19 protein-coding genes are annotated in these 21,055 nt (G+C 69.0%); 4 read left to right on the top strand and 15 right to left on the bottom strand.

What is annotated here, in order from left to right; all coding sequences use genetic code 11:
* Nucleotides 1-96 precede the first annotated feature (96 nt).
* Nucleotides 97-807, top strand: a complete 711-nt coding sequence (locus ACIPV5_RS03090) for a DUF2786 domain-containing protein (protein ID WP_400339628.1) — start codon at nucleotides 97-99, stop codon at nucleotides 805-807.
* Between the two features lie 21 nt (nucleotides 808-828).
* On the opposite strand, the gene ACIPV5_RS03085 is transcribed toward ACIPV5_RS03090, so the two are convergent.
* A complete protein-coding gene (locus ACIPV5_RS03085; RefSeq protein WP_320489505.1) occupies nucleotides 829-1,398 on the bottom strand; it encodes a TetR/AcrR family transcriptional regulator in 570 nt (189 codons plus the stop codon).
* Between the two features lie 72 nt (nucleotides 1,399-1,470).
* On the opposite strand from ACIPV5_RS03085, the gene ACIPV5_RS03080 reads away from it, so the two are divergent.
* Nucleotides 1,471-4,011: an MMPL family transporter gene (locus ACIPV5_RS03080; protein ID WP_400339625.1), complete on the top strand. Its 2,541-nt coding sequence runs from the start codon at nucleotides 1,471-1,473 to the stop codon at nucleotides 4,009-4,011.
* A gap of 360 nt (nucleotides 4,012-4,371) precedes the next feature.
* Here the strand turns inward: ACIPV5_RS03080 and ACIPV5_RS03075 are convergent, their stop codons facing one another.
* The 5 genes from ACIPV5_RS03075 to phnD are packed head-to-tail and all read right to left on the bottom strand — an operon-like array spanning nucleotide 4,372 to nucleotide 8,617.
* Nucleotides 4,372-5,121 carry a TetR/AcrR family transcriptional regulator gene (locus ACIPV5_RS03075; protein WP_400339624.1) on the bottom strand — a complete coding sequence of 250 codons (750 nt, stop codon included), beginning with the start codon at nucleotides 5,119-5,121 and terminating at the stop codon, nucleotides 4,372-4,374.
* The gene (locus tag ACIPV5_RS03070; RefSeq protein ID WP_400339621.1) at nucleotides 5,118-5,885 is read right to left on the bottom strand and encodes a tyrosine-protein phosphatase; all 768 of its coding nucleotides are present in this window, start codon (nucleotides 5,883-5,885) and stop codon (nucleotides 5,118-5,120) included. Before ACIPV5_RS03070 ends, ACIPV5_RS03075 begins: the two co-directional genes overlap by 4 nt.
* Nucleotides 5,882-6,772, bottom strand: a complete 891-nt coding sequence (gene phnE / locus ACIPV5_RS03065; protein ID WP_072590474.1) for a phosphonate ABC transporter, permease protein PhnE — start codon at nucleotides 6,770-6,772, stop codon at nucleotides 5,882-5,884. The genes ACIPV5_RS03070 and phnE overlap by 4 nt, the downstream gene beginning before the upstream one ends.
* Complete coding sequence (locus tag ACIPV5_RS03060) at nucleotides 6,756-7,676, bottom strand: phosphonate ABC transporter ATP-binding protein (RefSeq protein WP_233277276.1); 921 nt, start codon at nucleotides 7,674-7,676, stop codon at nucleotides 6,756-6,758. The genes phnE and ACIPV5_RS03060 overlap by 17 nt, the downstream gene beginning before the upstream one ends.
* Nucleotides 7,673-8,617, bottom strand: coding sequence for a phosphate/phosphite/phosphonate ABC transporter substrate-binding protein (phnD, locus tag ACIPV5_RS03055; protein WP_232224512.1), 945 nt, complete (start codon nucleotides 8,615-8,617; stop codon nucleotides 7,673-7,675). Before phnD ends, ACIPV5_RS03060 begins: the two co-directional genes overlap by 4 nt.
* 105 nt (nucleotides 8,618-8,722) lie before the next feature.
* Here phnD and ACIPV5_RS03050 point away from each other — a divergent pair, with 105 nt between their 5' ends.
* Nucleotides 8,723-9,073, top strand: a complete 351-nt coding sequence (locus ACIPV5_RS03050; RefSeq protein WP_053098380.1) for a TraR/DksA C4-type zinc finger protein — start codon at nucleotides 8,723-8,725, stop codon at nucleotides 9,071-9,073.
* Between the two features lie 33 nt (nucleotides 9,074-9,106).
* Here the strand turns inward: ACIPV5_RS03050 and ACIPV5_RS03045 are convergent, their stop codons facing one another.
* The 7 genes from ACIPV5_RS03045 to ACIPV5_RS03015 all read right to left on the bottom strand — a co-directional run bounded on the left by ACIPV5_RS03045 (nucleotide 9,107) and on the right by ACIPV5_RS03015 (nucleotide 17,816).
* Nucleotides 9,107-10,186, bottom strand: a complete 1,080-nt coding sequence (locus tag ACIPV5_RS03045) for a tartrate dehydrogenase (RefSeq protein WP_400339617.1) — start codon at nucleotides 10,184-10,186, stop codon at nucleotides 9,107-9,109.
* Nucleotides 10,187-10,230: 44 nt separating this feature from the next.
* Nucleotides 10,231-11,247, bottom strand: a complete 1,017-nt coding sequence (locus tag ACIPV5_RS03040) for an ABC transporter ATP-binding protein (RefSeq protein WP_187249064.1) — start codon at nucleotides 11,245-11,247, stop codon at nucleotides 10,231-10,233.
* On the bottom strand, nucleotides 11,244-12,251 hold the full coding sequence (locus tag ACIPV5_RS03035) for an ABC transporter ATP-binding protein (protein ID WP_400339613.1): 1,008 nt from the start codon (nucleotides 12,249-12,251) through the stop codon (nucleotides 11,244-11,246). The genes ACIPV5_RS03040 and ACIPV5_RS03035 overlap by 4 nt, the downstream gene beginning before the upstream one ends.
* Nucleotides 12,248-13,150 carry an ABC transporter permease gene (locus ACIPV5_RS03030; RefSeq protein WP_400339610.1) on the bottom strand — a complete coding sequence of 301 codons (903 nt, stop codon included), beginning with the start codon at nucleotides 13,148-13,150 and terminating at the stop codon, nucleotides 12,248-12,250. The genes ACIPV5_RS03035 and ACIPV5_RS03030 overlap by 4 nt, the downstream gene beginning before the upstream one ends.
* Nucleotides 13,147-14,112, bottom strand: a complete 966-nt coding sequence (locus tag ACIPV5_RS03025; RefSeq protein WP_187249067.1) for an ABC transporter permease — start codon at nucleotides 14,110-14,112, stop codon at nucleotides 13,147-13,149. Before ACIPV5_RS03025 ends, ACIPV5_RS03030 begins: the two co-directional genes overlap by 4 nt.
* 40 nt (nucleotides 14,113-14,152) lie before the next feature.
* Nucleotides 14,153-15,853: an ABC transporter substrate-binding protein gene (locus tag ACIPV5_RS03020; protein ID WP_400339607.1), complete on the bottom strand. Its 1,701-nt coding sequence runs from the start codon at nucleotides 15,851-15,853 to the stop codon at nucleotides 14,153-14,155.
* A gap of 130 nt (nucleotides 15,854-15,983) precedes the next feature.
* Nucleotides 15,984-17,816, bottom strand: a complete 1,833-nt coding sequence (locus ACIPV5_RS03015) for an alpha/beta hydrolase family protein (RefSeq protein ID WP_400339604.1) — start codon at nucleotides 17,814-17,816, stop codon at nucleotides 15,984-15,986.
* A 167-nt stretch (nucleotides 17,817-17,983) separates the two neighbouring features.
* Between ACIPV5_RS03015 and ACIPV5_RS03010 the strand changes: the two genes are divergently transcribed.
* Nucleotides 17,984-18,700 carry a TetR/AcrR family transcriptional regulator gene (locus ACIPV5_RS03010; protein ID WP_187249070.1) on the top strand — a complete coding sequence of 239 codons (717 nt, stop codon included), beginning with the start codon at nucleotides 17,984-17,986 and terminating at the stop codon, nucleotides 18,698-18,700.
* Between the two features lie 289 nt (nucleotides 18,701-18,989).
* On the opposite strand, the gene ACIPV5_RS03005 is transcribed toward ACIPV5_RS03010, so the two are convergent.
* Together ACIPV5_RS03005 and ACIPV5_RS03000 are read right to left on the bottom strand one after the other, a co-directional pair.
* A complete protein-coding gene (locus tag ACIPV5_RS03005; protein WP_400339601.1) occupies nucleotides 18,990-20,090 on the bottom strand; it encodes a M20 family metallopeptidase in 1,101 nt (366 codons plus the stop codon).
* On the bottom strand, nucleotides 20,087-20,968 hold the full coding sequence (locus tag ACIPV5_RS03000; RefSeq protein ID WP_400339598.1) for an alpha/beta fold hydrolase: 882 nt from the start codon (nucleotides 20,966-20,968) through the stop codon (nucleotides 20,087-20,089). Before ACIPV5_RS03000 ends, ACIPV5_RS03005 begins: the two co-directional genes overlap by 4 nt.
* Between the last annotated feature and the right edge of the window lie 87 nt (nucleotides 20,969-21,055).

Here is a 21,055-nt window from a genome sequence, read left to right as displayed (position 1 = left end):
GTCATCCGGGTTTCTTCACAGTCCCCGGAACTCGGCCTCGCAGTGTAGGTACCCCCGCGAAGGATCCGAGGCATCACAGATCCATTGGGGGATGCCATGACCGAAGCCAAGCTCGACCTGATCGCCAAACTGCTCGCCAAGGCCGAGAGCACGACGCCCGAAGAGGCCGAGGCTCTGACCGAGCACGCCGAGCGCCTGATCGTGAAGTACGGGATCGAGCAGGCGCAGATCGACGAAAGACGGGGACTCCTGGGGCAGACGCGCGAGCAGATCGTCACCGAAAGGATGCTGTTCCGCGGCGTCTACGCGAAGGACCTTCGTGAGATCGGCATCGGCGTGGCCTACGGGCTGGGCGCGGTGCGCCCGATCCTGGCGGAGTACCCGCCGATCGCCGGCCTGCTTCTGGTCGGGCACTCGTCGGATGTGACGCAGGTGCAGACGCTGACCGCCAGTCTGCAGGTGCAGGCCACGGTCGCGATGCGCGCGTGGTGGATCGCGCATCGCGATCTGTATGCCGGCCATCGCGAAAGGGGGAGACGTCGAGCGCGCAGCGGCTTCCTCCGGGGGTTCGCCGCGGGCGCCATGAACCGGATCGAGCAGAGTCGCCGCGCTGCGGTCGAACAGAGCGGCTCGGGGACCGAGCTCGTTCTCACCTCGCGCCGGAGCCGAGTGGACGAGGCGGTCGACGAGATGGCGACGACGCACGCCCGGCGACGCCGCGGCGCGGATCCCGGCTCCTTCGCGCACGGCCACCGTTCGGGCCTGGAGGCCCAGACCGGCGGCGGCAGAGCGGTCTCGCCGCGATGACCACGCACGCGCCCGCTGCCGCTATCGCGAGAAGAGGAAGCGCGTCAGCCGAACGATCGCGTCGGTGTCGTGCTCGTCTCGAACGAGGGACTCGACGATGATCGCCCCGAGGATCGCCCGTCCCAGCTGCTCGACCGGTGCGTCCGGGGCGAGCTGCCCGTCGCGGATGCCGCCGCGGATGCGCTCGGCGAGGTACTTCTCGACGCCGAGGCTCTCACCGAGGTGCGCGCCGACTCCGGCGTCCTCGGTGGCAGCCGCCACGAGCGAGCGGAGAAGTGCCCCTCCCTCCGGCGCTTCGAGGATGGACAGCACGCTGCGCAGCCAGGTCTCGACATCGTCGGCGAGGTCTCCCGTGTCGGGAACCACGAAGTCGACGGGGATCAGGCGGCCCTCGGCGAGGCATTCGCCGATGAGGGCTCCGCGCGACGGCCACCACCGATAGATGGTCTGCTTGCCGACGCCGGCCTCTTTCGCGATTCCCTCGATCGTGAGACGGTCGTACCCCTGGTTATGGAAGAGGCGAGCGGTGGCGTCGAGGATCGCTTCACGGGCAGCCGTGCTGCGCACGGGTCCGCTCCGATGCTCGTTCACCACACGTTCAGGATAACCACAGAACACTAGACGAGACGCCCCGTATGATCTATTCGTCTGAAGGAGATCGTTTTGGCTTCACTGCTGTTCCGCCTGGGTTCGTTCGCTGCACGCAAGGCGTGGACGGTGATCGTCTCGTGGGTCATCATCCTCGGCCTGGGTGTCGGCGCGTTCCTCACGCTCGGCGGCACGCTGAGCAACAGCTTCGACATCCCGGGCACCGCCTCAGGCGCTGTGACCGACCAGCTCGCCGAGAAGCTGCCCGACACCGCCGGGGGCACGGGCACGGTGGTCTATCAGACGACCGACGGTTCGGCTTTCACGGAGCAGCAGAAGCAGGAGATCTCCGCGCTCGCGAAGAGCGCCGAAGACCTCGACGGCGTCGCATCCGTGATCGACCCGTTCGACGCACAGCAGCAGCAGGCCGTGCAGGCGCAGGATCTCGCCGACGGCAAGGACCAGATCGAGGGTGGCCGGGCGCAGCTCGACGCCGGTCAGACGCAGCTCGACGAGGGTCGCACGCAGCTCGAGGCCGGTCTCGACCAGCTGACCACGGCTCGGTCGCAGGCAGAAGCGGGCGGCGCTCCGGCCCAGCAGCTCGCAGCACTGGATGCGCAGATCGAGGCTCTGAACGCGCAGGCAGCCCAGCTCGATGCGCAGCAGAAGACCATCGACGACTCGCGCGCCGAACTCGATGCGAACGCCGAGAAGGTCGACCTCGGTTCCACGCTCCTCGACCTCACGAACGGCATCGGCGTCGTCTCGGAGGATGGCTCGACGGCTATCGTCAACGTCTCGTTCGAAGACCCCCGTCTCGAACTCTCCGAAGAGGTCAAGCAGGGCACGATCGAGCACTTCGAGTCCTCGCCGATCGAGGGCGTCGAGGTCGACTTCGGCACCGACATCGCGCAGGGCGTGCCCGAGATCTTCGGCGTCGGCGAAGCGATCGGACTCGCATTCGCCGCAGTCGTGCTGATCGTCATGCTCGGCACACTCATCGGCGCAGCACTGCCGATCGTGACGGCCGTCGTCGGCGTGGGCGTCGGCGTGACCGCATCTCTCGCCTTCTCGGGCGTCGTCGACATGGCATCCGTCACCCCCGTGCTCGGCGTCATGCTCGGTCTCGCCGTCGGCATCGACTACTCGCTCTTCATCGTGAACCGGCACCGCAAGCAGCTGCTCAACGGTGTTCCGGTTCGCGAATCCATCGGCCTCGCCACCGGCACCTCGGGGACGGCCGTGGTGTTCGCCGGCACCACGGTGATCGTCGCGCTGCTGGCCCTCAACGTCACCGGCGTTCCGTTCCTCGGACTCATGGGCACGGTCGGCGCGGTCTGCGTCGGCGTCGCCGTGCTCGTCGCGATCACGCTCGCCCCCGCGATCCTCGGCCTCGTCGGAACACGACTGCTCAGCGGCAAGGCTCGCTCCACGATCGGCCAGCCGCACGCCGCGGGCAAGCCCGTGAAGCGGATGTCCACGCTCCGCGCGATCGTCACCGTGCTCGTCAGCGTGATCGCACTGCTGATCGTCGCGATCCCGTCGATGTCGATGCGCCTCGGACTGCCCGACGGCGCGAGCGAACCGTCGGATTCGACCAGCTACCGCGCCTTCCACATCGTCGACGAGCAGTTCGGCGAAGGGGCGAACGGTCCGCTGCTCGTCACAGCCACCCTCGACGACGCGGTGAGCGACGACGACCTGCTCGCCACGCAGGTCGAGATCGCCCAGAAGATCGCCGACCAGGACGACGTCGTGGGTGTCGCCCCGATCGCGAACTCCGACGACAACACTCTGCTCGCGTTCCAGGTGCTCCCCGCCGAAGGCCCGAACAGCGCATCGACCGAGAAGCTCGTGCAGGACATCCGCGCGCTGCCGCAGCTCGACGGCGGCATCACCCTCGGCGTCGCCGGGCAGGCCGCGACCAACATCGACATCTCCGAGGCACTGGCCGCCGTCCTGCCGCTCTACCTCGTGGTCGTGGTCGGGCTCTCGCTGCTCATCATGATCGTCGTGTTCCGCTCGCTGCTCGTGCCGATCATCGCCACCGGTGGCTTCGTGCTCTCGCTGTTCGCGACCTACGGCCTGATCGTCGCCGTGTTCCAGTGGGGCTGGGGCGCCGACCTCATCGGCCTGGACAGCCCGGGGCCCATCCTCAGCTTCCTGCCCGTGATCCTCGTCGGCATCCTGTTCGGGTTGGCGATGGACTACCAGCTCTTCCTCGCCTCGGGGATGCGCGAGGCGTACGTGCACGGAGCCTCGGCACGGGATGCCGTCGCCCAGGGCTTCCGGGCCGGACGTTCGGTCGTCGTCGCCGCGGCGCTCATCATGGTGTCGGTCTTCGGCGGGTTCATCTTCTCGGAGTCGACCATCATCCGCTCGATCGGCTTCGGCCTGGCGTTCGGTGTGCTGCTCGACGCCTTCGTCGTCCGGATGCTGCTCATGCCAGCGCTCATGCACCTGCTCGGCCGGTCGGCCTGGTGGCTGCCGCGGTGGCTCGACCGCATCCTTCCGAACGTCGACATGGAGGGTGCAGCGCTCGAGCGCGAGCACCCGGGAGTCAGGACCGACACGGTTCAGGTCGTGGCGAGCTCGGAGACGCCTGAGGCGCGCTGACGTCGCGGCGGTGGCTGTCGCTCGGATGGCCGCTCGGCGTCCCTGCGAAGGAGATCTCGCACAACGAAGGAGCCCATCCGAGGAATGCTCCTTCGATGCGTGAGATCTCCTTCCGCGCCTGAGATCCCTTCGGCGCGTGAGATCTCCTTCCGCTGACGTCGCGGCAGTGACTGCCGCTCGCGTCCCTGCGAAGGAGATCTCGCACAACGAAGGAGTCCATCCGAGGAATGCTCCTTCGGTACGTGAGATCTCCTTCGGTACCTGAGATCTCCTGAGGGCGATGCTCCCGCCATTCGTGACGCAGCCCGCCGTCTGCATCACCTCACCCGGATGCCCGGGTGGGTCCCCGGGACGCGTGAGTCAGGCGACCATCCCGCGCCAGATCGTCTCGACCGCGGCCCGCAGGCGAGCGGCCACCGCAGGGTCGTCCATCCGGTCGCCGCGCACGACGATCTGGTAGTACGCGGTGCCGGCTATCGCATCGAAGCACGCCTCGACGTCGAGGTCGGCCCGCAGCTCGCCACGGGAGATTCCCGCGCGCAACGCGTTCAGGAGCGGCACTCGCCGCCGCGACACGTGCGACTGCCAGTACGCCTTCTGCAGTGCGCGATCCGACATGACGAGTCGGATGCGCTGCCGGAATCGTTCCTCCGCATAGCCGGATGCCGCGACAGACAGCGCCACACCGGTGTCACCGAGCCCGAACCCGTCGAACAGCGCCTCGCGCAGGTCGACATGGCCCGGGTATTCGGGCGGAATGGTGCGTCCGACGTCGAGCGCCGCCGCGATCAGCGTCGTGAGCGACGGCCACCGCCGATATAGGGCAGCGCGACTGACTCCGCTCCGCGCGACGACGCGGCTGACGGTGACGTCCTCGCCCGCATCGATGATCTCGAGCGTCGCGGCGACGATCTGCCCGTCCATGTCCTCATCGCGCGGACGGCCGGGGCGGCGGCGGACCGCAGCCCCGGCATCCGACGCGCCCGCAGACTTCGAGCCCACAGACTTCGCGCCCGCAGACGTCGAGCCCGCAGTTCCGACGGCGACCGGAACGGCACCGACAGCGTCACCCGCGCTCGCGACGCGAGCCTCCAGCTCCACGGTCGTCACGCGGCGAGCGCCCGCTCACGGAGCCGCGCGACAGTCGCATCCGACAGTCCCGCCGCTCGCAGCGGAGCGAGTGCATCGCCGTGCTGCGCGCGGAGGGTGTCGAGCAGGGTGCGCATCGACACCTCCATCGAACCCTCCAACAGCGACGACGTCGCACCGGCGGCATCCGCGTCGAAGCCGAGCGCCTTCCACATCGCGCCCATCACGGGTGCGGTGCGCTGCATGATCGCGACCATGTTGCCGCCGGTGAGGGCGTAGTCGGCGACGATGTCATCATCGGCCGCGCCGAGGGCGAGCAGCAGCATCGCCGCCACGACTCCGGTGCGGTCGCGCCCGGCCGCGCAGTGGAACGCCGCGGTTCCCGGCGTGTAGGCGATCACGTTCATCGCGGTGACGAGCTGGGGTGCGGCGACCTCGACCATGCGCAGGTACATCCGGCCCATGGCGTCGTGGCTGAGCTCGGGAGCGTCGCGGTTCATCGACTCCCCGACATCCGCGATCAGCGGCAGGTGGTGGTACGCGACCGGGTAGTCGGCGAGCGGACCCCGCCCCGTGACCGAGACCTCGAGCGGCGAGCGCAGGTCGATGATCGCGGTGAGCCCGGCGGCTACGAGCTGCGACGCGATCTCGGTCGTGACGTAGGCGAGGTCATCCGTGCGGATCGCGAGACCCTCCCGCAGTACTCCCCCCTCGATCGGGATGCCGCCGAGGTCGCGCAGGTTCACGGGGGCGCTGAGCACCAGGTCGATGTCGGCGATGGTCATGTGATTCTCCTTCGGATGAGGGCGCTGCCCTGGTCGATCGCCGTGACGAGCACGATGATGCAGATGATGATGGCGCTGAGGTGGCCGTAGTCGTACATGCGCATGGCGGTGGTCAGCTCGAGGCCGATGCCACCGGCGCCGACGAGGCCGAGGATGGTCGCGCCGCGCACGTTGCCCTCGAACAGCAGCAGCGTGTAGGACGTGAGCAGCGGTGCGCTCTGCGGCAGGATGCCGTACTGGATGACCTGACGCTTCGAGGCACCGACCGCCTCCATGGCGACGACGGGTCCGCGGTCGACCTGCTCCATGGCCTCGGCGAAGATCTTGCCGATCGACCCGATCGAGCCGAGGGTCATGGCCAGGATGCCGGCGAACGGACCGAGTCCGACGGCCGAGACGAACATGAGCGCGAACACCAGGTCGGGCACCGAGCGGATGATGTTCATCACCCAGCGCGTCGGGTAGTAGACCCACTTCGGCGCGATGTTCGACGATGCCCCGAAGGCGACGAGCAGCGACAGCACGGCTCCGAGCACGGTGCCGACCACCGCCATCTGGAAGGTCTCGAGCAGCAGCGCGAGGATCGTGCCGATCTTCGAGAAGTCCGGCGGGAACAGGCGCGACAGGAACTCGCCCATGTTGACCGCGCCGTCGCCCAGCTTGATGAAGTTGAACTCGGCGCCGTTGAACGACCAGATCAGCAGCAGGGCGGCGATCGGCAGCCCGAGCAGGAACCTCGCGCGCGGCACCCGGAACGCCCGCTCGAGCCGCGAGCGCTCGGCAGGGTCGAGGGTCGGCCTCGAGATCGAGCGGTCGGTCGTGCCGGCGGCGGGGCCGGCTGAGCCTGCCGACCCTGCCGTGGAGCGGGGGTCAGTGGTGAGCGTCATCGTCGTGCTCCTCGTCGTCGTAGAGCGGCGCAAGGGCCGCGGCATCCAGCTGCGAAGTGGCGCCGGCGACCAGCATCCGTCCGTGCCGCAGGCCGATGATGCGGTCGCTGTGCGCGAGGGCCAGCGGCAGCACGTGCAGGCTGACGAGCACGGGGATGCCGTCTTCGGTGGCGATCTCGCGCAGCAGACCGAGAACGGAGTCGGCGAGCTTCGGGTCGAGCGACGCGACCGGTTCGTCGGCGAGGATCACCTTCGGCTGCTGCATGAGAGCGCGGGCGATCGCGACGCGCTGCTGCTGTCCGCCCGACAGCGAGCGAGCAGGCTCGTTGGCCTTGTGCGCGATGCCGACGCGATCGAGCAGCTCGAGTGCGCGGCGACGGTGCGCGCTCGAGAAGCCGCCGACCAGATTGATGGAGCCCGCGCCGTGCAGGGCTCCGGCCAGCACGTTCGTCATGACGCTCAGACGCGGGATGAGGTTGAACTGCTGGAACACCTGGCCGACATCCGACCGCAGGGTGCGCAGCTCGCCGCGCGCGAGATTGGTGACGTCGTGGCCGGCGACCCGCGCCGACCCTGCCGAGATCGGCGCGAAGCCCGTGAGACTGCGCATCAGGGTGGACTTGCCCGACCCCGAGGCGCCCAGCAGCGCGACCATCTCGCCCGGGAACAGGTCGAGATCGACGCCGTCGAGCACGGTGGTGGTGTCATACGCGACGCTGAGGTCGCGCACCGTGACGAGCGGCAGGGCCTGGCGCAGCTCGGCGGTCGGGGTGCGGAGCTCTTCCGCCGTCGGCGATCCCAGACCATCGGATGCCGTCTCGGCGCGTCGGGAGGCGACATGCCGATCGGCGGACGCACCGCGCGCGTTCTCCAGCGAAGCGACGACGGGTGCGGGACTCGTCACTTGAGGTCCTTGAGCTCGACACCGGCGACCGCGGCGATCTCGGCGAACGAGGCGAACGACGAGCCGTCGGGGTCGACGGTCTGCTCGGCGGCGGCGAAGGCGCCGTACGCTCCGAGGCGCTCGGCGTTCTCGGGCGAGAAGACCTCGGCGATGCCCTCCTGGATGACCTTGCGGGTCTCGGCGTCGAGCGACTGACGTCCGAGCACAGCACCCTGGATGTCCATCGCCGGGCTCTCACCCACCGCACGCCACTCCCCGTCGGCGAACGGGAACATCGGCGCGCCGAGCTCGGTCAGCATGACCGCGGTGCAGGCGGCATCCACCTGTCCCTGCTCGAGCGCGGCGAAGCTGCCTTCGTGTCCGCCGGCGAAGATCGCCTCGTAGTCGGTGCCCTGCTCGAGGCCCGCCTCATGCAGCATGTACACCGGCATGAAGTAGCCCGAGCTCGACGCCTGGTCGGCGAAGGCGACGGTCTTGCCCTCGAGGTCCTCGACGGTCTGGATCGGCGAGTCGTTCAGCACCACACAGGTCGAGACGGGCTTGCCGTCGCCCTGGAAGGCGACGAGCGCGTCGACCTCGCCCGTGTTCACGGCGAGCGCCGAGGGGAAGCCGCTCATGATGCCGATGTCGACGTGGTCGGCGCGGATCGCCTCGACGACGCTGAGGTAGTCGGGAACATCGGTGATCTCGACGTCGCGGCCGGTGGCGTCTTCGAGCAGCTCGGCGAAGACCTCGACGGGGTTCTCGGCTGTGGGGTCGTCACCGACCGGGATCGTCGCGATCGTGAGAGGAGCGTTCGGGTCGGCGGGGGCCGCTTCGGCGGACGGGCTCTGGCAGCCGGTCAGGGCGAGGGCGGCGACGCCGAGGAGGCCGACGGCGGGCAGGGTGAGGCGGCGCATGATGACCTTTCGGGAGGAGGCGTTCCCGAATTCCGAGAACATGGGTATTCCAACTCGCGAAGGTGACAGGCAATTACGAGACCGCCGTACTCGAAACGGAACGCTGAGTGAACGGCTGGTGTCGGAGGTGCCGCCTAGAGTGTGCGGATGACGTCGGATGCCCGCTCACGCCTCGAGATGCTGCGCGCCGAGGCGACGGCGCGGGTCGCATCGACGGCGGCGACCCTCGCCGAGCTGATGCACGATCGCGAAGGCTCGAACGACGACGACGAGCACGACCCCGAGGGCGTCACGCTCTCGTCCGAGTGGTCACGGCTGACCGGGCTCGCCGACGCGGCGGCATCCGAACTCCAGCAGGTCGACGACGCGATCGCACGACTGGATGCCGGCACCTACGGCGTCTGCGCGCACTGCGGCAGGCCGATTCCCGAGGCGCGACTCGAGGTGCGCCCGTTCGCCACGCACTGCGTCGCCTGCGCGGAGAAGCTCGGCCTCTGATCGGCGCCCCGCAGAGCTGGACGCCGCAGACCCTTACCCGCCGACGACCTCGGCGATCGCCCGACCGAGCTCGACCGTCGTCGCGGTGCCTCCGAGGTCGGGGGTGAAGGGCGCAGCATCCGCTCCCCTGCTGAGCACGTCTTCGATCGCGCCGAGCACGGCGGCCCCGGCATCCGGATACCCGAGGTGCTCGAGCATCATCGCACCGCACCAGATCTGGCCGATCGGGTTCGCGATTCCCCGCCCGGCGATGTCGGGCGCCGAGCCGTGCACGGGCTCGAAGAGGCTGGGGAACAGCCCCTCCGGGTTGATGTTGGCGCTCGGTGCGATGCCGATCGTGCCGGTGCATGCCGGTCCGAGGTCGGAGAGGATGTCGCCGAACAGGTTGCTCGCCACCACGACGTCGAACCAGTCGGGATGCAGCACGAAGTTCGCGGTGAGGATGTCGATGTGAAACTGGTCACGCCGCACATCGGGGTAGTCGGCGGCGACCGCGGCGACCCGTTCGTCCCAGTAGGGCATCGAGATCGAGATGCCGTTGCTCTTCGTCGCGGACGTGAGATGGCCGCCGCGCTTCTGCGCCAGGTCGAACGCATACCGCAGCACCCGGTCGACACCCGTGCGAGTCATCACCGTCTCCTGCAGCACGAACTCCCGCTCGGTGCCCTCGAACATGCGCCCGCCGATAGACGAGTACTCACCCTCGGTGTTCTCGCGCACCACGTAGAAGTCGATGTCACCGGCCTCGCGGCCGGCGAGCGGAGAGACGACGCCGGGCATGAGACGGCACGGCCGCAGGTTCACGTACTGGTCGAACGCACGCCGGAACTGGATGAGGCTGCCCCAGAGGCTCACGTGATCGGGCACGACATCGGGCCAGCCGACGGCGCCGAAGTAGATCGCGTCGAACCCGCTGAGCGTCTCGAACCAGTCCTCCGGCAGCATCCGCCCGTGCTTCTGCCAGTAGGCGGCGCTAGCGAAGTCGAACTCCTCGAACTCGAGCGCGATGTCGAAGCGGGATGCCGCGGCACGCAGCACCCGCAGCCCCTCGGGCATCACCTCGGTGCCGATGCCGTCGCCGGCGATCACGGCGATGCGGTGCGTGGTGGTCATGGGATTCCTTCCGGGTACGGACAGAGGGGACGGAGGAGCGAACCTCAGAGCACGTCCCGCTCGGCGGGGTGGTGGCAGGCCACGCCGTGGGTGTCGCCGTGGTCGACGAGCAGGGGCACGACCTCGGCGCAGACTTCGGTGGCCTTCCAGCAGCGGGTGCGGAAGCGGCATCCGGACGGCGGCGAGACCGGACTCGGCACGTCACCCGTCAGCACGATGCGCTCCCGCGCCCGCTCGGCTCGGGGGTCGGGCACGGGGATCGCCGACAGCAGCGCCTGGGTGTACGGATGCAGCGGCCGCTCGTAGAGCTCATCGACCGGTCCCTCTTCGACGAGCTTGCCGAGGTACATGACCCCGACGCGGTCGCTCAGGTGTCGCACCACCGACAGGTCGTGCGCGATGAAGAGGTAGGTGAGACCGAGGTCGCGCTGCAGATCGTCGAGCAGGTTGAGCACTCCGGCCTGCACGCTCACATCGAGGGCGCTGACCGGCTCGTCGAGCACGATGACCTCGGGCTCCACCGCGAGAGCGCGCGCGATGCCGAGCCGCTGGCGCTGACCGCCCGAGAACTCGTGCGGAAAGCGATCGGCGTGGGCCGGGTTCAGCCCCACCTGCGCCAGCAGCTCCTCGACCCGCTGCTCGTGCCGTCCACGGTGCAGTCCGTGGATCACGAGCGGTTCGGTGATCGTGGCCCGCACGGACTTGCGCGGATTGAGCGATGCGTAGGGGTCCTGGAACACGAACTGCACCCGACGCCGCAGCGCCCGCAGCCGCCCGCCCTCGAGGCCGGTGATGTCGTCGCCGCCGAGCCGGATCGTGCCGCCGTCACTCGACTGCAATCGGGCGACGCTGCGCCCGAGCGACGACTTGCCGCACCCGGATTCCCCCACGAGGCCGAACGTCTGGCCGGCATCGATCGAGAGGCTCACATCCGACACGGCCTGCACGACGTCGCGCGTGCGCCCGAACAGCCCTCCGCCGACCTTGTACTCTTTCACGAGCCCCTCGACGGTCAGACCGGTGCCTCCTCGAACGACCTCGCTCACGACGCGATCACTCATGACACGACCTCCTTCTGCCATTCGTCGACCCGCACGCATGCGGCCGTATGCCCGGCGCCCACCTCGATCGGCGGTGGCACCACGGCATCGCAGAGCCCCTCGACCGCATGGGCGCAGCGCGGTGCGAAGCGGCATCCGCTGGGCCAGGCTGTCGCCACCGGCGGTTGCCCGGCGATCTGATAGAGCCGCTCGTCCCGAGACGAGCGGCGGTCGAGCCGAGGCAGCGAGGCGAGCAGCCCCGCCGTGTACGGATGCGCGGTCTCGTAGAACAGCGGGTCGACGTCGGCCGTCTCGACCAGCCCGCCCGCGTACATCACCAGCACCCGATCGGCGGTGCCGGCGACGACGCCGAGGTCGTGGGTGATGAGCAGCACGGTCGTGCCCGTGCGCCGCTGCACCTCGCGCAGCACCTCGAGCACCTGCGCCTGCACCGTGACGTCGAGGGCGGTGGTCGGCTCGTCGGCGATCAGCAGGTCGGGCTCGTTCGCGATGCTCATCGCGATCATCACACGCTGCCGCATGCCGCCCGAGAACTCGTGCGGAAAACGGTCGACCCGCAGTTCGGGCGAGGGGATGCCGACGACATCGAGCAGCTCGACGGCCCGCGCCCTGCGCTCGGCCGCCGTCGACTCGGGCCGATGCACCCGCACCGCCTCGATCAGCTGCTCGCCCACCCGCATGACCGGATTCAGCGCGGTCAGAGCATCCTGGAACACGATCGCGATGTCCTTGCCGCGGATCTCACGCAGCTCGGCATCCGAGAGTCCGACGAGCTCACGCCCGCGGAGCTTGATCGATCCGGTGACGACGGCCTTCTTCGGCAGCAGCCCCATGATGGCCATCGCCGTCATCGATTTGCCCGATCCGGACTCGCCGACGATGCCGACCGTCTCTCCGGTGCGTAGAACGAACGAGACGCCTTCGACGGCTCGAGCGAGGCCGGCATCCGTCGGGAAACTGATCGCGACGTCGTCGACCTCGAGGAGGATCTCTGCGGTGCTCATAGATTCTTCCCCTGCGGGTCGAGGGCGTCACGGAGTCCGTCGCCGATGAAGTTGACGCACAGCACCGTGACGAGGATGAACAGGCCGGGGAAGTACAGCAGGTACACCTGGGGTGTGCCCACATATCCCGCGGCCTGACTGAGCATCGAGCCCCAGCTGGTCTGGGGCGGCTGCACACCGAACCCGAGGAAGCTCAGGGTCGACTCGGCGATGATCGACGATGCGACGGCGAGGCTCATCGCCACGACGATCACGCCCGCGAGGTTCGGCAGGAGGTGCGAGACGACGATGCGGAATCCGGATGCTCCGATGCCGCGCGCCGCGTCGATGAAGTCCTTCTCCCGCAGCGACAGCACCTGGGCGCGCACGACGCGGGCGATGTACGTCCACCCGAGTGCCGTGAGCGCCAGGACGATCGTCGTCGGCGAGGGCCCGAGCCCCTGCAGGATCACCGCGAGCAGCGCGATGGCGGGGACGATGAGGAACAGGTCGGTGATGCGCATGATGAGCTCGCCGACCCAGCCGCCGACGTACCCGGCGATCGCCCCGAGGGCGGTGCCCACGACCGTCGCCAGGAGAGCGACGGCGAGGCCGATCGCGAGCGAGATCTGCCCCGCGAAGAGGATCTCGCTGAGGTAGTCGCGGCCCAGCTCATCGGCGCCGAGCCAGTGCTCGTCCGACGGGGGTGTCGGGCCGAGCAGCAGATCCTGCTGCCCTTGCGGGTACGGGGCGAGCCAGCCGGCGCCGAAGCACGCGATCAGCAGGATGGCCAGCACGATGAGACTCGTCACCGCGAGTCGGTGATGCAGGAACCCTCTGAGCAGCTGGCGGGTGGGCGCCTTCTGCGGATCCTGCTCGGCGAGGATCTCCTCGCGTCCGGCGATGCCCGCACCGCTCATGACAGCCTCACTCTCGGGTCGAGCACCGCATAGGCGATGTCGGCGATCAGGTTGCAGACGACGACCGCGACGGCGACCACGACCATCCAGGGCAGCAGCACGTAGACGTCGCCGGCGACGAGCGACTGCAGGAACAGCCGCCCCATGCCCGGGATCGCGAAGATCTGCTCGGTGACGACGAGACCTCCGATGAGGATCGCGGCGTCGAGGGCGACGACGGTGACGAACGGCGCCATCGAGTTCCGCACCGCGTGCCGCCAGATCACCTGACGACGCGGCACCCCCTTGGCTCTGGCCGTGCGCACGTAGTCACTGGATAGGGCGTCGAGCATCGCCGCCCGCCCGAACCGGCTCCACGATGCGACGAGCGCGATCATGAGGGCGGCGACGGGCAGGATCAGGTGCCGGATGTAATCGATCACGCCGGTCTCGCCCGGCGAGTGCAGCCCGATGAAGAAGAGCGGCGGCTCGCTGAGCCCGAACGCCTCCTTGGGCCATACCGCGAACGTCTGGATGAGGATGAGTCCGAACCAGAACGCCGGCATCGCGATGCCGATGTACGAGGCGCCGGTGAGCAGGTTGTCCCCGAGCGAGTACTGGCGGACGGCCGAGTAGACGCTGATGCCGCCGGCGATCAGCACCGCGATGATCAGCCCCCAGAAGGCGAGCTGCACTGTCGGCCACAGCGCATCGCCGATCAGCGGCAGGACCGGGGTTCCCGTGCGGGTGCTGAGGCCCCAGTCTCCGACGATCAGCGACCGCAGCCACAGGAGATACTGCTCGGGGATCGACCGATCGAGACCGAGCCTCTCCACCTCGCGGGCGATCACGGCCGGGTCATGCGCCTGGCGCAGCTTGGCGAGCGGATCGAACGTCGAGCGCACCGCCCAGAACAGGATGAACGAGGCGACGATGATCACCGGGATCGAGTACAGCACCCGTCGTGCGATGAAGGTGATCACGTCGCCTCGTTCCTGTCCTGCTCTGCCTGTCCGAGCCGGCTCAGCCGGCCAGGCCCCACTCGGCCAGGTTCCAGAACGGGCCCTCGACCGGGTTGATCTGCAGCGGGCCGCCGACCGTGTCGCTCCACAGGAGCACGTTGGGCACGGCGTCCAGCGGCAGTGACGGCACGTTCTCGGCGATCAGGGCGTCGGCCTCGTGGGAGGCGGCGATGCGCGCATCCGGGTCTACCTCGCTGTCGACCTGCGCGAGCAGGTCGTTGAGGCCCGGGATGTCGGTGCGGTAGAAGTTGATGCCGGAGAAGCCGTTCGCCTCGCTCGGGATGTTGACCGATGAGAACGTCGAGCTGAGAGTGGGATCCGGGAACGTGTCGACCAGAGCCCAGATACCGGCCTGGAAGTCGCCCTGCGGGGCGATCGTGCCGAACAGGTCCGCGGGCGTCACCTGGTCGATGGTCATCTCGAATCCGGCATCCGCGAGCTGCGACTGCAGCACCTGCACCGTGAGGTCGCGGCGCTTGTTGCCGGCGAGGGTCTTGATCGCGAACGTCGCCGTCTCACCGTCCTTCGCCCAGACGCCGTCGGAGTCCTTCGCCCAGCCGTCGCCCTCCATCAGCTCGTCGACCTTGTCGAGGTCGAGCGAGTACTGCGAGAAGTCGTCGGACGCGAACGGTGCGACCATCGGCGAGTTGAAGCTCTGCTGGGCCTCGTCGATGCCGAGGCTGCCGAACAGGCGCTTCACGATGGCATCGCGGTCGATCGAGTAGGCGAGTGCCTGGCGCACGGCGACCGAGTCGAAGGGAGCGGCCGAGTTGTTGAGCCAGATCGCCTCGAGGTTGCCGCTGCGGGCATCGACCTGCGACTGGATGCCGGGCAGCCCTGCATCGATCTGGTTCAGCGCATCGAGCTGCGGCGAGGGGTAGAGCGCACTGACCTGGCCGCTCTTGAGCGCCTGGAACGCGGCGGTCGTGTCGGGGAGGAAGAGGAAGGTCACCTTGTCGAGGTGCGGCTTCTCACCCCAGTAGTTCTCGTTCGGGACGAGCGTCACGGAGGTGCCGCGAGTCCATTCGTCGATCTTCCACGGACCCCCGCTGAAGTCGTACCCGTCGGCCATGAGCGCGTTGCGGTCCTGGCCCTCGAGCAGGTGCGCGGGCATGATGCCGTAGACGCTGAAGAGGGTGCGCCATCCGGCGTAGGGCGAGCTGAGGGTGACGACCGCGGTGGACGGGTCGGTCGCGTCGACCGAGGCGATGCGGTCGTAGCCGGTCTTGTCGAAGATGTCGTCGCCGTCGCGGATCTGCAGCGCCGTGTACTCGAAGTCGGCCGAGGTGATCGGCTCCCCGTCCGACCAGACCGCGTCGGGGTTGATCGAGTAGGTGATCGTCTGGGTGCCGTCGTCCGCGACCTCGACCTCGGGCTCGGCGGTCACCAGGTCAGACGGCACCGGCACCCATTCGTCGTCGACCTGCCGCGTCTGGAAGACACCGGGCAGCGTCGGGATCTGCATGATGTACGTGCCCCAGATCGACCCGCCGCAGGTGGCGATCCAGTCGGCGCAGTCGGGCTCCTGCTCGGCGCCGATCACGATCTCGCCGCCGTCGACGACCGCGACCTCGCTGGGCTCCGGCGTGGTGCCCGACGACGAGCAGGCGGTGAGCGAGCCGATGAGCGCGGCGACGGCGAGAGCGGCGACGAAGCCGCGACGGGAGGCGGGTGCAACAGAGCGAAGGGGCGATTTCGACATGGTCGGATCTCCTGTGATCGGGCTACTGAGGGACACTTCGGGCGTGCTGTCGTGCTGTGGTGGTCTGACTCTAGGACTGCCCAGAACAGATAGCAAGCCTTTTAGTCAATGTTCGTGACTAGAGGTGAGATCAGCGATCCCAGCGCTCTCCCGAGAGCGTCCGCAGAGCGAGCTGGTGCATGCGACGCTGGTCGACCGCGGCCGCTTCGAGACCGGTCGGCTCGTGCCCGCCCTCGAAGATGTCGAGCACGACGTCGCCGCCCTGCGCGCCCAGCTCGTCGACGTAGCGCTGCACCCCGATGATGGGCGTTCGGGTGTCGATGGATCCCTGGTTGATCCAGACGGATGCCGTCACGTCATCGAGGTAGGAGATCGCCGAGAAGCGCTCGACCATCTCGGGCGGCACCCATGAGCTCCACACCGATCGCACCGCCGGATTCATCGCCGCGATCGCGGCCGTCCAGTCGGCGACGGCGACGTGCGCGAGCCCGCCGGCGAAGAGGTCGGGCAGGCGACCGACGCTCAGGAGCGTCATGTGACCGCCGTACGAGGCGCCGGTGATGAAGGTCGAGACCGGGTCGGCAAGCCCCTGCTCGCGCAGCCATGCGATCGCCGCCGCGACATCCTCGATCTCGCGGTCGCCTCCGGCTCCCCAGAATCCCTCGCGGAACGCCCGACCGAAGGTGACGGAACCGCGGTAGTTGAGCGAGGCGTACGCGAAGCCGGCATCGAGCCACGCCTGCGCAGACGGGTTGTACGAATCGATCGTCACGAGCATCGGTCCGCCGTGGATCTCGAGCACCGTGCCGCGCGGCTCGGCACCCTCGGGTCGCGCCCACCAGAGCTGCACGCGGGTGCCGTCTGCGCTCTCGACCATCGCCGAGGCGAGCGGATGCCCCGCCGGAGCGGGCGCGGGTTCGATCAGAGGCGCGGTGCCGCCGTCGGCGGAGACCTCGTCGATGTGCAGTGGCACGTCCCATGACGACCGGACGGCCCGGATCGCGCCGTCGGGTGCGTAGTACGACGTCCACTGGAACGGATGCAGGTCGGCGACGTCGGGGTCGGCGAAGCTGCCTCCCTCGAGGACCGTCCTCGCCAGCCCATCGCTCTCATGGATCTCGATCAGGCGATGGATGCCCTCCTCGACGTGCACCGCGAGGATCCTGCCGGTCGGCGAGCGCCAGTCGACCGGGACGACCTCGCCCGCGAGTTCAGGGAGGTCGAAGTCCTGGCGCTCGCCCGTGCGGACGTTCCAGATCGCCGGTCGCGAGAAGCCGCTGCGCTCGGTGTTCAGCAGCAGTCGGTCATCGCCCGCATCCGCGGCGAAGCGCACGCCGCGCACGGGGCCAGCCGGGAGGTCGTCGAGCGTCGCCACCGTCTCGCCGGTCGCGCCGTCGACGACCGTGAGCATCGGGCGCCGGATGCCGGGGTTGTGCGCCGTCGTGTCGACCGAGACGAGCGATCCGCCCGGCGAGATCTGCCCGTACCAGGCCTCGATCGGGTTCGAGTAGACGACCCGTGGTTCGCCCCAGGGTGCTGCGGGGATCACGAGCACGTGGAATCCGTCTTCGTCGACCACCGTCACGACGAGGTGCGAGCCGTCGTACGACGACTCGAGCCCTCTGACCACGTAGGGCGCACGGCCGGGGGTGAGGACGACGCGCTCGGAGCCGTCGACGGCGAAGGCGACGAGACCGCCGACTTCAGACCCCCCATCGTCGTCGAGGTCGATCACCCACTGGCCGTCGGCGGTGAGGATCGCTCCGACGCTCACGGGGAAGGGCAGCAGGTCGCCGGGTGCCGACGGCGCCCGCCAGACACGGCCGCGCGCACCGTCGGGGTGGTTCTCGACGAGCAGCGCCAGGTCTGCGTCGCCGGGCACCGGCCGCGCGGTGAGGAGGTAGGGCACGGCGAACCGTGCGTCGAGCACCTCATCGGACGGAACTGCGGGGACCTCGAGCATCCTGACTCCTTCTGACCACGTTGCCAATGGCGTTGACTATAACAGTGGCTATCGGGCGCCGCCAGGGTTGTCGCATTGTCGATGCCACTGACAGACTGGCTGACAGCGGTGCGGTACCGTGATGTCTGCGCGGTCGACAGGGCCGCGGACTGCGAACGGAGTTCTCGATGGCGACGACACGGAAGGCCGCTGATTCAGCGAAGGCGAAGGCCCCAGCGAAGACAGCCGCCCGGCCGCGGCGAGCGCGGGACTCGCTGAGCCGGGAGATCATCGTCGCCGCCGCCGATCGCGTGGTCGAGCGCGAAGGCCTCGACCGACTCACCTTCCAGTCGATCGGCGAGGAGCTCGGCGCGCACCCGACGTCGATCTATCGGCACTTCCGCGACAAGGACGAACTGCTCCTCGCGTTGATCGACACTCTGCGTGCCCGCTCGTACAGCGGAGGCATGGTGGCGACCGACGACTGGCTCGCCGACCTCCGCACCCAGGCGCACCTGATCCACGACCACTACATGCGCTATCCCGAGTTCGCTCTGCAGATGGCGCTGCGCCGCCCGACCGACTTCGCGTCGATGGAGTTCTCGATCGGCGCTCTGCGCCGCGGCGGCTACGACCGCGAGCAGTCCGCCCTCTACGCGCGGGCGCTCGGCCAGCTCATCCGCTCGGCATCCAGCATCCAGGCCGCCCTCACCGCACTGCCGGCCGACGTGCAGGATGCCGATGAACTGACCTGGCAGATGGACTACCGCCGGCTCGACCCCGCCGAGTACCCCGAGATCGTCTGGGCCGGCGACGCTCTGCCCGGCATCCGGGATCCTCGCGCCTGGGAGACCGCGCTCGACCTGCTGCTCGAGAGCATCGAGCGGCACGCACCAGGAGCCTGACTCAGCGCCGTGGTCGCGGCGGTCCCGCGGTGCAAGGAGTGGGCTCGCGCGTGGCGAGTCGTGGGCTCGCGCGATGCGAAGGAGATCTCACGCAACGAAGGAGCTCCTTGCTCTGATCTGACCTTCAGATCGGGAGATCTCCTTCTGAACGCGCGGGCGACCGGTGCGGATGCGGATGCCGCCGCCCGGGAGGGGGACTCGCCCTCCGGAGGAGCATCCGGGCGGAACCCTCCTCCCGAAGCGCAGTTCTCCTCCCGAAGCGGCGACGTGACCCAGAACGGATGCTGCGTCAGCCCTCGCGCGCACCGACCAGGTCGTCGAGCATGCCGGCCAGCAGGTCGACCCGTTCGAGCATCGACGAGATCGACACCCATTCGTGGTCGGCGTGCGCCCCGCCTCCCCGGGGACCGAGTCCGTCGAGGGTGCGAGCGCCGACGGCCGCGGTGAAGTTGCCGTCCGACGCACCCCCGGCCGAGACCGCCTCGACCTCGGGGTGGCCGAGGGCATCCGCGACGCGGCGAGCGCAGGCGAGCAGTTCCGCCGACACGCTCTCCTCCATCGGCGGACGATTGATGCCGCCGAACACCTCGACGCCGACGTCCTCGGTGTGGGCGCCGAGCGACTGCATCCGCTCGTCGACGCGTTCGAGCTCATCGAGGGTCCACGCGCGCACATCGACGCGCAGTTCGGCGTGCTCGGGGATGACGTTCGTGACGGTTCCCGCCTGCGCGACGGTCGGACTCACGGTGGTTCCCCGGTCGTCGTCGGCCAGCAGGGGCAGCGCGAGCACCTGGTGGGCGAGCTCGACGAGGGCGCTGCGGCCCTTCCACGGTTCGAGTCCGGCGTGCGCCGCACGACCGGTGATCGCCAGCCGGTAGATGCTGCCGCCCCGGCGAGCGATCTTCAGCGCGCCGTCGAGGCTGGGCTCGAGCACCAGCACCGTGCCGGCCCGCGCCGCCTCTCGTTCGATCAGCGCACGCGAGGTGGTCGAGCCGACCTCCTCGTCGCTCGTGAGCAGCACGGCGATCTCGCCGCGGCGCGCGACCTTCTCGAGCGCCGCCGCCATGATCACGATGCCCGCCTTCATGTCGAAGACGCCGGGTCCCGTGGCACGGTCGCCGTCGAGGCGGAACGGACGCTCGTCGATCGTGCCCGCCGGGAACACCGTGTCGAGGTGTCCGATCAGCAGCACCGAGGGTGTCTCGCCACCGGGCCACAGCAGATGCGGGATGCCGTCGACCGTCTCGATCACCCCCGTCTCGCCCAGCACCGGGTCGAGCCACGAGCGCACGAGGTCCTGAGCGGCGGCGAGGCCGTCAGCATCCCCTGTCGGAGTCTCGATCATGACGAGCTCGGCGAGACGCTCGGTCTCGCGGTCGCGGGAGGTCACGAGGCCATCTCCACGCCGGCGAGGAAGCGTCGGAGCGCCGCTGTCGTGGCCGTCGGCGCCTCTTCGGCGAGGTAGTGGTCGGCCTCGATCGACTCTCCCCTGACCTGTTCGGCATAGTGCGACCACGTCTCGACCACGTTGAAGTTGCGGCCGACATAGCTGTGCGCACCCCAGAGCGCGAGCACCGGGCACGTGATGCGTCGCCCGTCCGCCCGATCGGCACGGTCGTGGTCGAGGTCGACCGTGGCGGCGGCGCGATAGTCGGCTCCGCTCGCGAAGACGGTGTCGAGGTCGAAGCAGCGCAGGTACTCGTCGAACGCCTCGGGCAGCGCATCGCCGTCATGCCGCCGGCCGGTGAAGCGGCTGCGCAGCCAGGTCTCGCGCTCCGCGCCGATCAGGACCTCGGGCAGACCGTCCGAGCGGGCGAGGAAGAACCAGTGGAAGTATGCCGTCGCCATCTCTCGGTCGACGTTCTCGAACATGTGCAGCGTGGGGACGATGTCGAGCACGGCCAAGGAGGTGACGGCATGCGGATGATCGAGGGCCAGTCGGTGTCCGACGCGCGCTCCCCTGTCGTGCCCGATCACGACGAACTGCTCGTGACCGAGCTCGCGCATGAGGGTGAGCTGGTCGTGCGCCATGTCGCGCTTGGCGTACGAGGCACCGCGCGGCTTGGCCGAGTCCCCATAGCCGCGCAGGTCAGCCGCGACGACGGTGTGATCGTCGGCGAGCGCGCCGGCGACGGCATCCCACATCGCCTTCGTCTCGGGGTACCCGTGCAGCAGCAGGACGGCCGGGCCGGTGCCGCGGATGTCGGCGGCGATCCGGATGCCGTCGCAGTCCACCGCGACGGATGTCGGCGTGCGGGAATGGGTCATCTTCGTCCAACTCTCGGAACTCACTGCGCAAGTCAATTGCATTGACTATAGCAATGACCAAGAATTTGGGAAGAGATGTTCGCCGCC

Origin of the sequence: Microbacterium sp. NPDC090014, from assembly GCF_044748285.1 — a bacterium.
Lineage (GTDB): Bacteria > Actinomycetota > Actinomycetes > Actinomycetales > Microbacteriaceae > Microbacterium.
Note: the sequence above shows the minus strand (reverse complement) of the source record. Positions and strands in the feature narration are given on the sequence as shown.

Bases quoted from the DNA above. Each gene is read 5' to 3' on its own strand.
- ACIPV5_RS03090 (WP_400339628.1), top strand. From the start codon at position 97: ATGACCGAAGCCAAGCTCGACCTGATCGCCAAACTGCTCGCCAAGGCC.
- ACIPV5_RS03070 (WP_400339621.1), bottom strand. From the start codon at position 5,885: ATGACCATCGCCGACATCGACCTGGTGCTCAGCGCCCCCGTGAACCTG.
- phnE (WP_072590474.1), bottom strand. From the start codon at position 6,772: ATGACGCTCACCACTGACCCCCGCTCCACGGCAGGGTCGGCAGGCTCA.
- phnD (WP_232224512.1), bottom strand. From the start codon at position 8,617: ATGTTCTCGGAATTCGGGAACGCCTCCTCCCGAAAGGTCATCATGCGC.
- ACIPV5_RS03050 (WP_053098380.1), top strand. From the start codon at position 8,723: ATGACGTCGGATGCCCGCTCACGCCTCGAGATGCTGCGCGCCGAGGCG.
- ACIPV5_RS03045 (WP_400339617.1), bottom strand. From the start codon at position 10,186: ATGACCACCACGCACCGCATCGCCGTGATCGCCGGCGACGGCATCGGC.
- ACIPV5_RS03040 (WP_187249064.1), bottom strand. From the start codon at position 11,247: ATGAGTGATCGCGTCGTGAGCGAGGTCGTTCGAGGAGGCACCGGTCTG.
- ACIPV5_RS03035 (WP_400339613.1), bottom strand. From the start codon at position 12,251: ATGAGCACCGCAGAGATCCTCCTCGAGGTCGACGACGTCGCGATCAGT.
- ACIPV5_RS03030 (WP_400339610.1), bottom strand. From the start codon at position 13,150: ATGAGCGGTGCGGGCATCGCCGGACGCGAGGAGATCCTCGCCGAGCAG.
- ACIPV5_RS03020 (WP_400339607.1), bottom strand. From the start codon at position 15,853: ATGTCGAAATCGCCCCTTCGCTCTGTTGCACCCGCCTCCCGTCGCGGC.
- ACIPV5_RS03015 (WP_400339604.1), bottom strand. From the start codon at position 17,816: ATGCTCGAGGTCCCCGCAGTTCCGTCCGATGAGGTGCTCGACGCACGG.
- ACIPV5_RS03010 (WP_187249070.1), top strand. From the start codon at position 17,984: ATGGCGACGACACGGAAGGCCGCTGATTCAGCGAAGGCGAAGGCCCCA.
- ACIPV5_RS03000 (WP_400339598.1), bottom strand. From the start codon at position 20,968: ATGACCCATTCCCGCACGCCGACATCCGTCGCGGTGGACTGCGACGGC.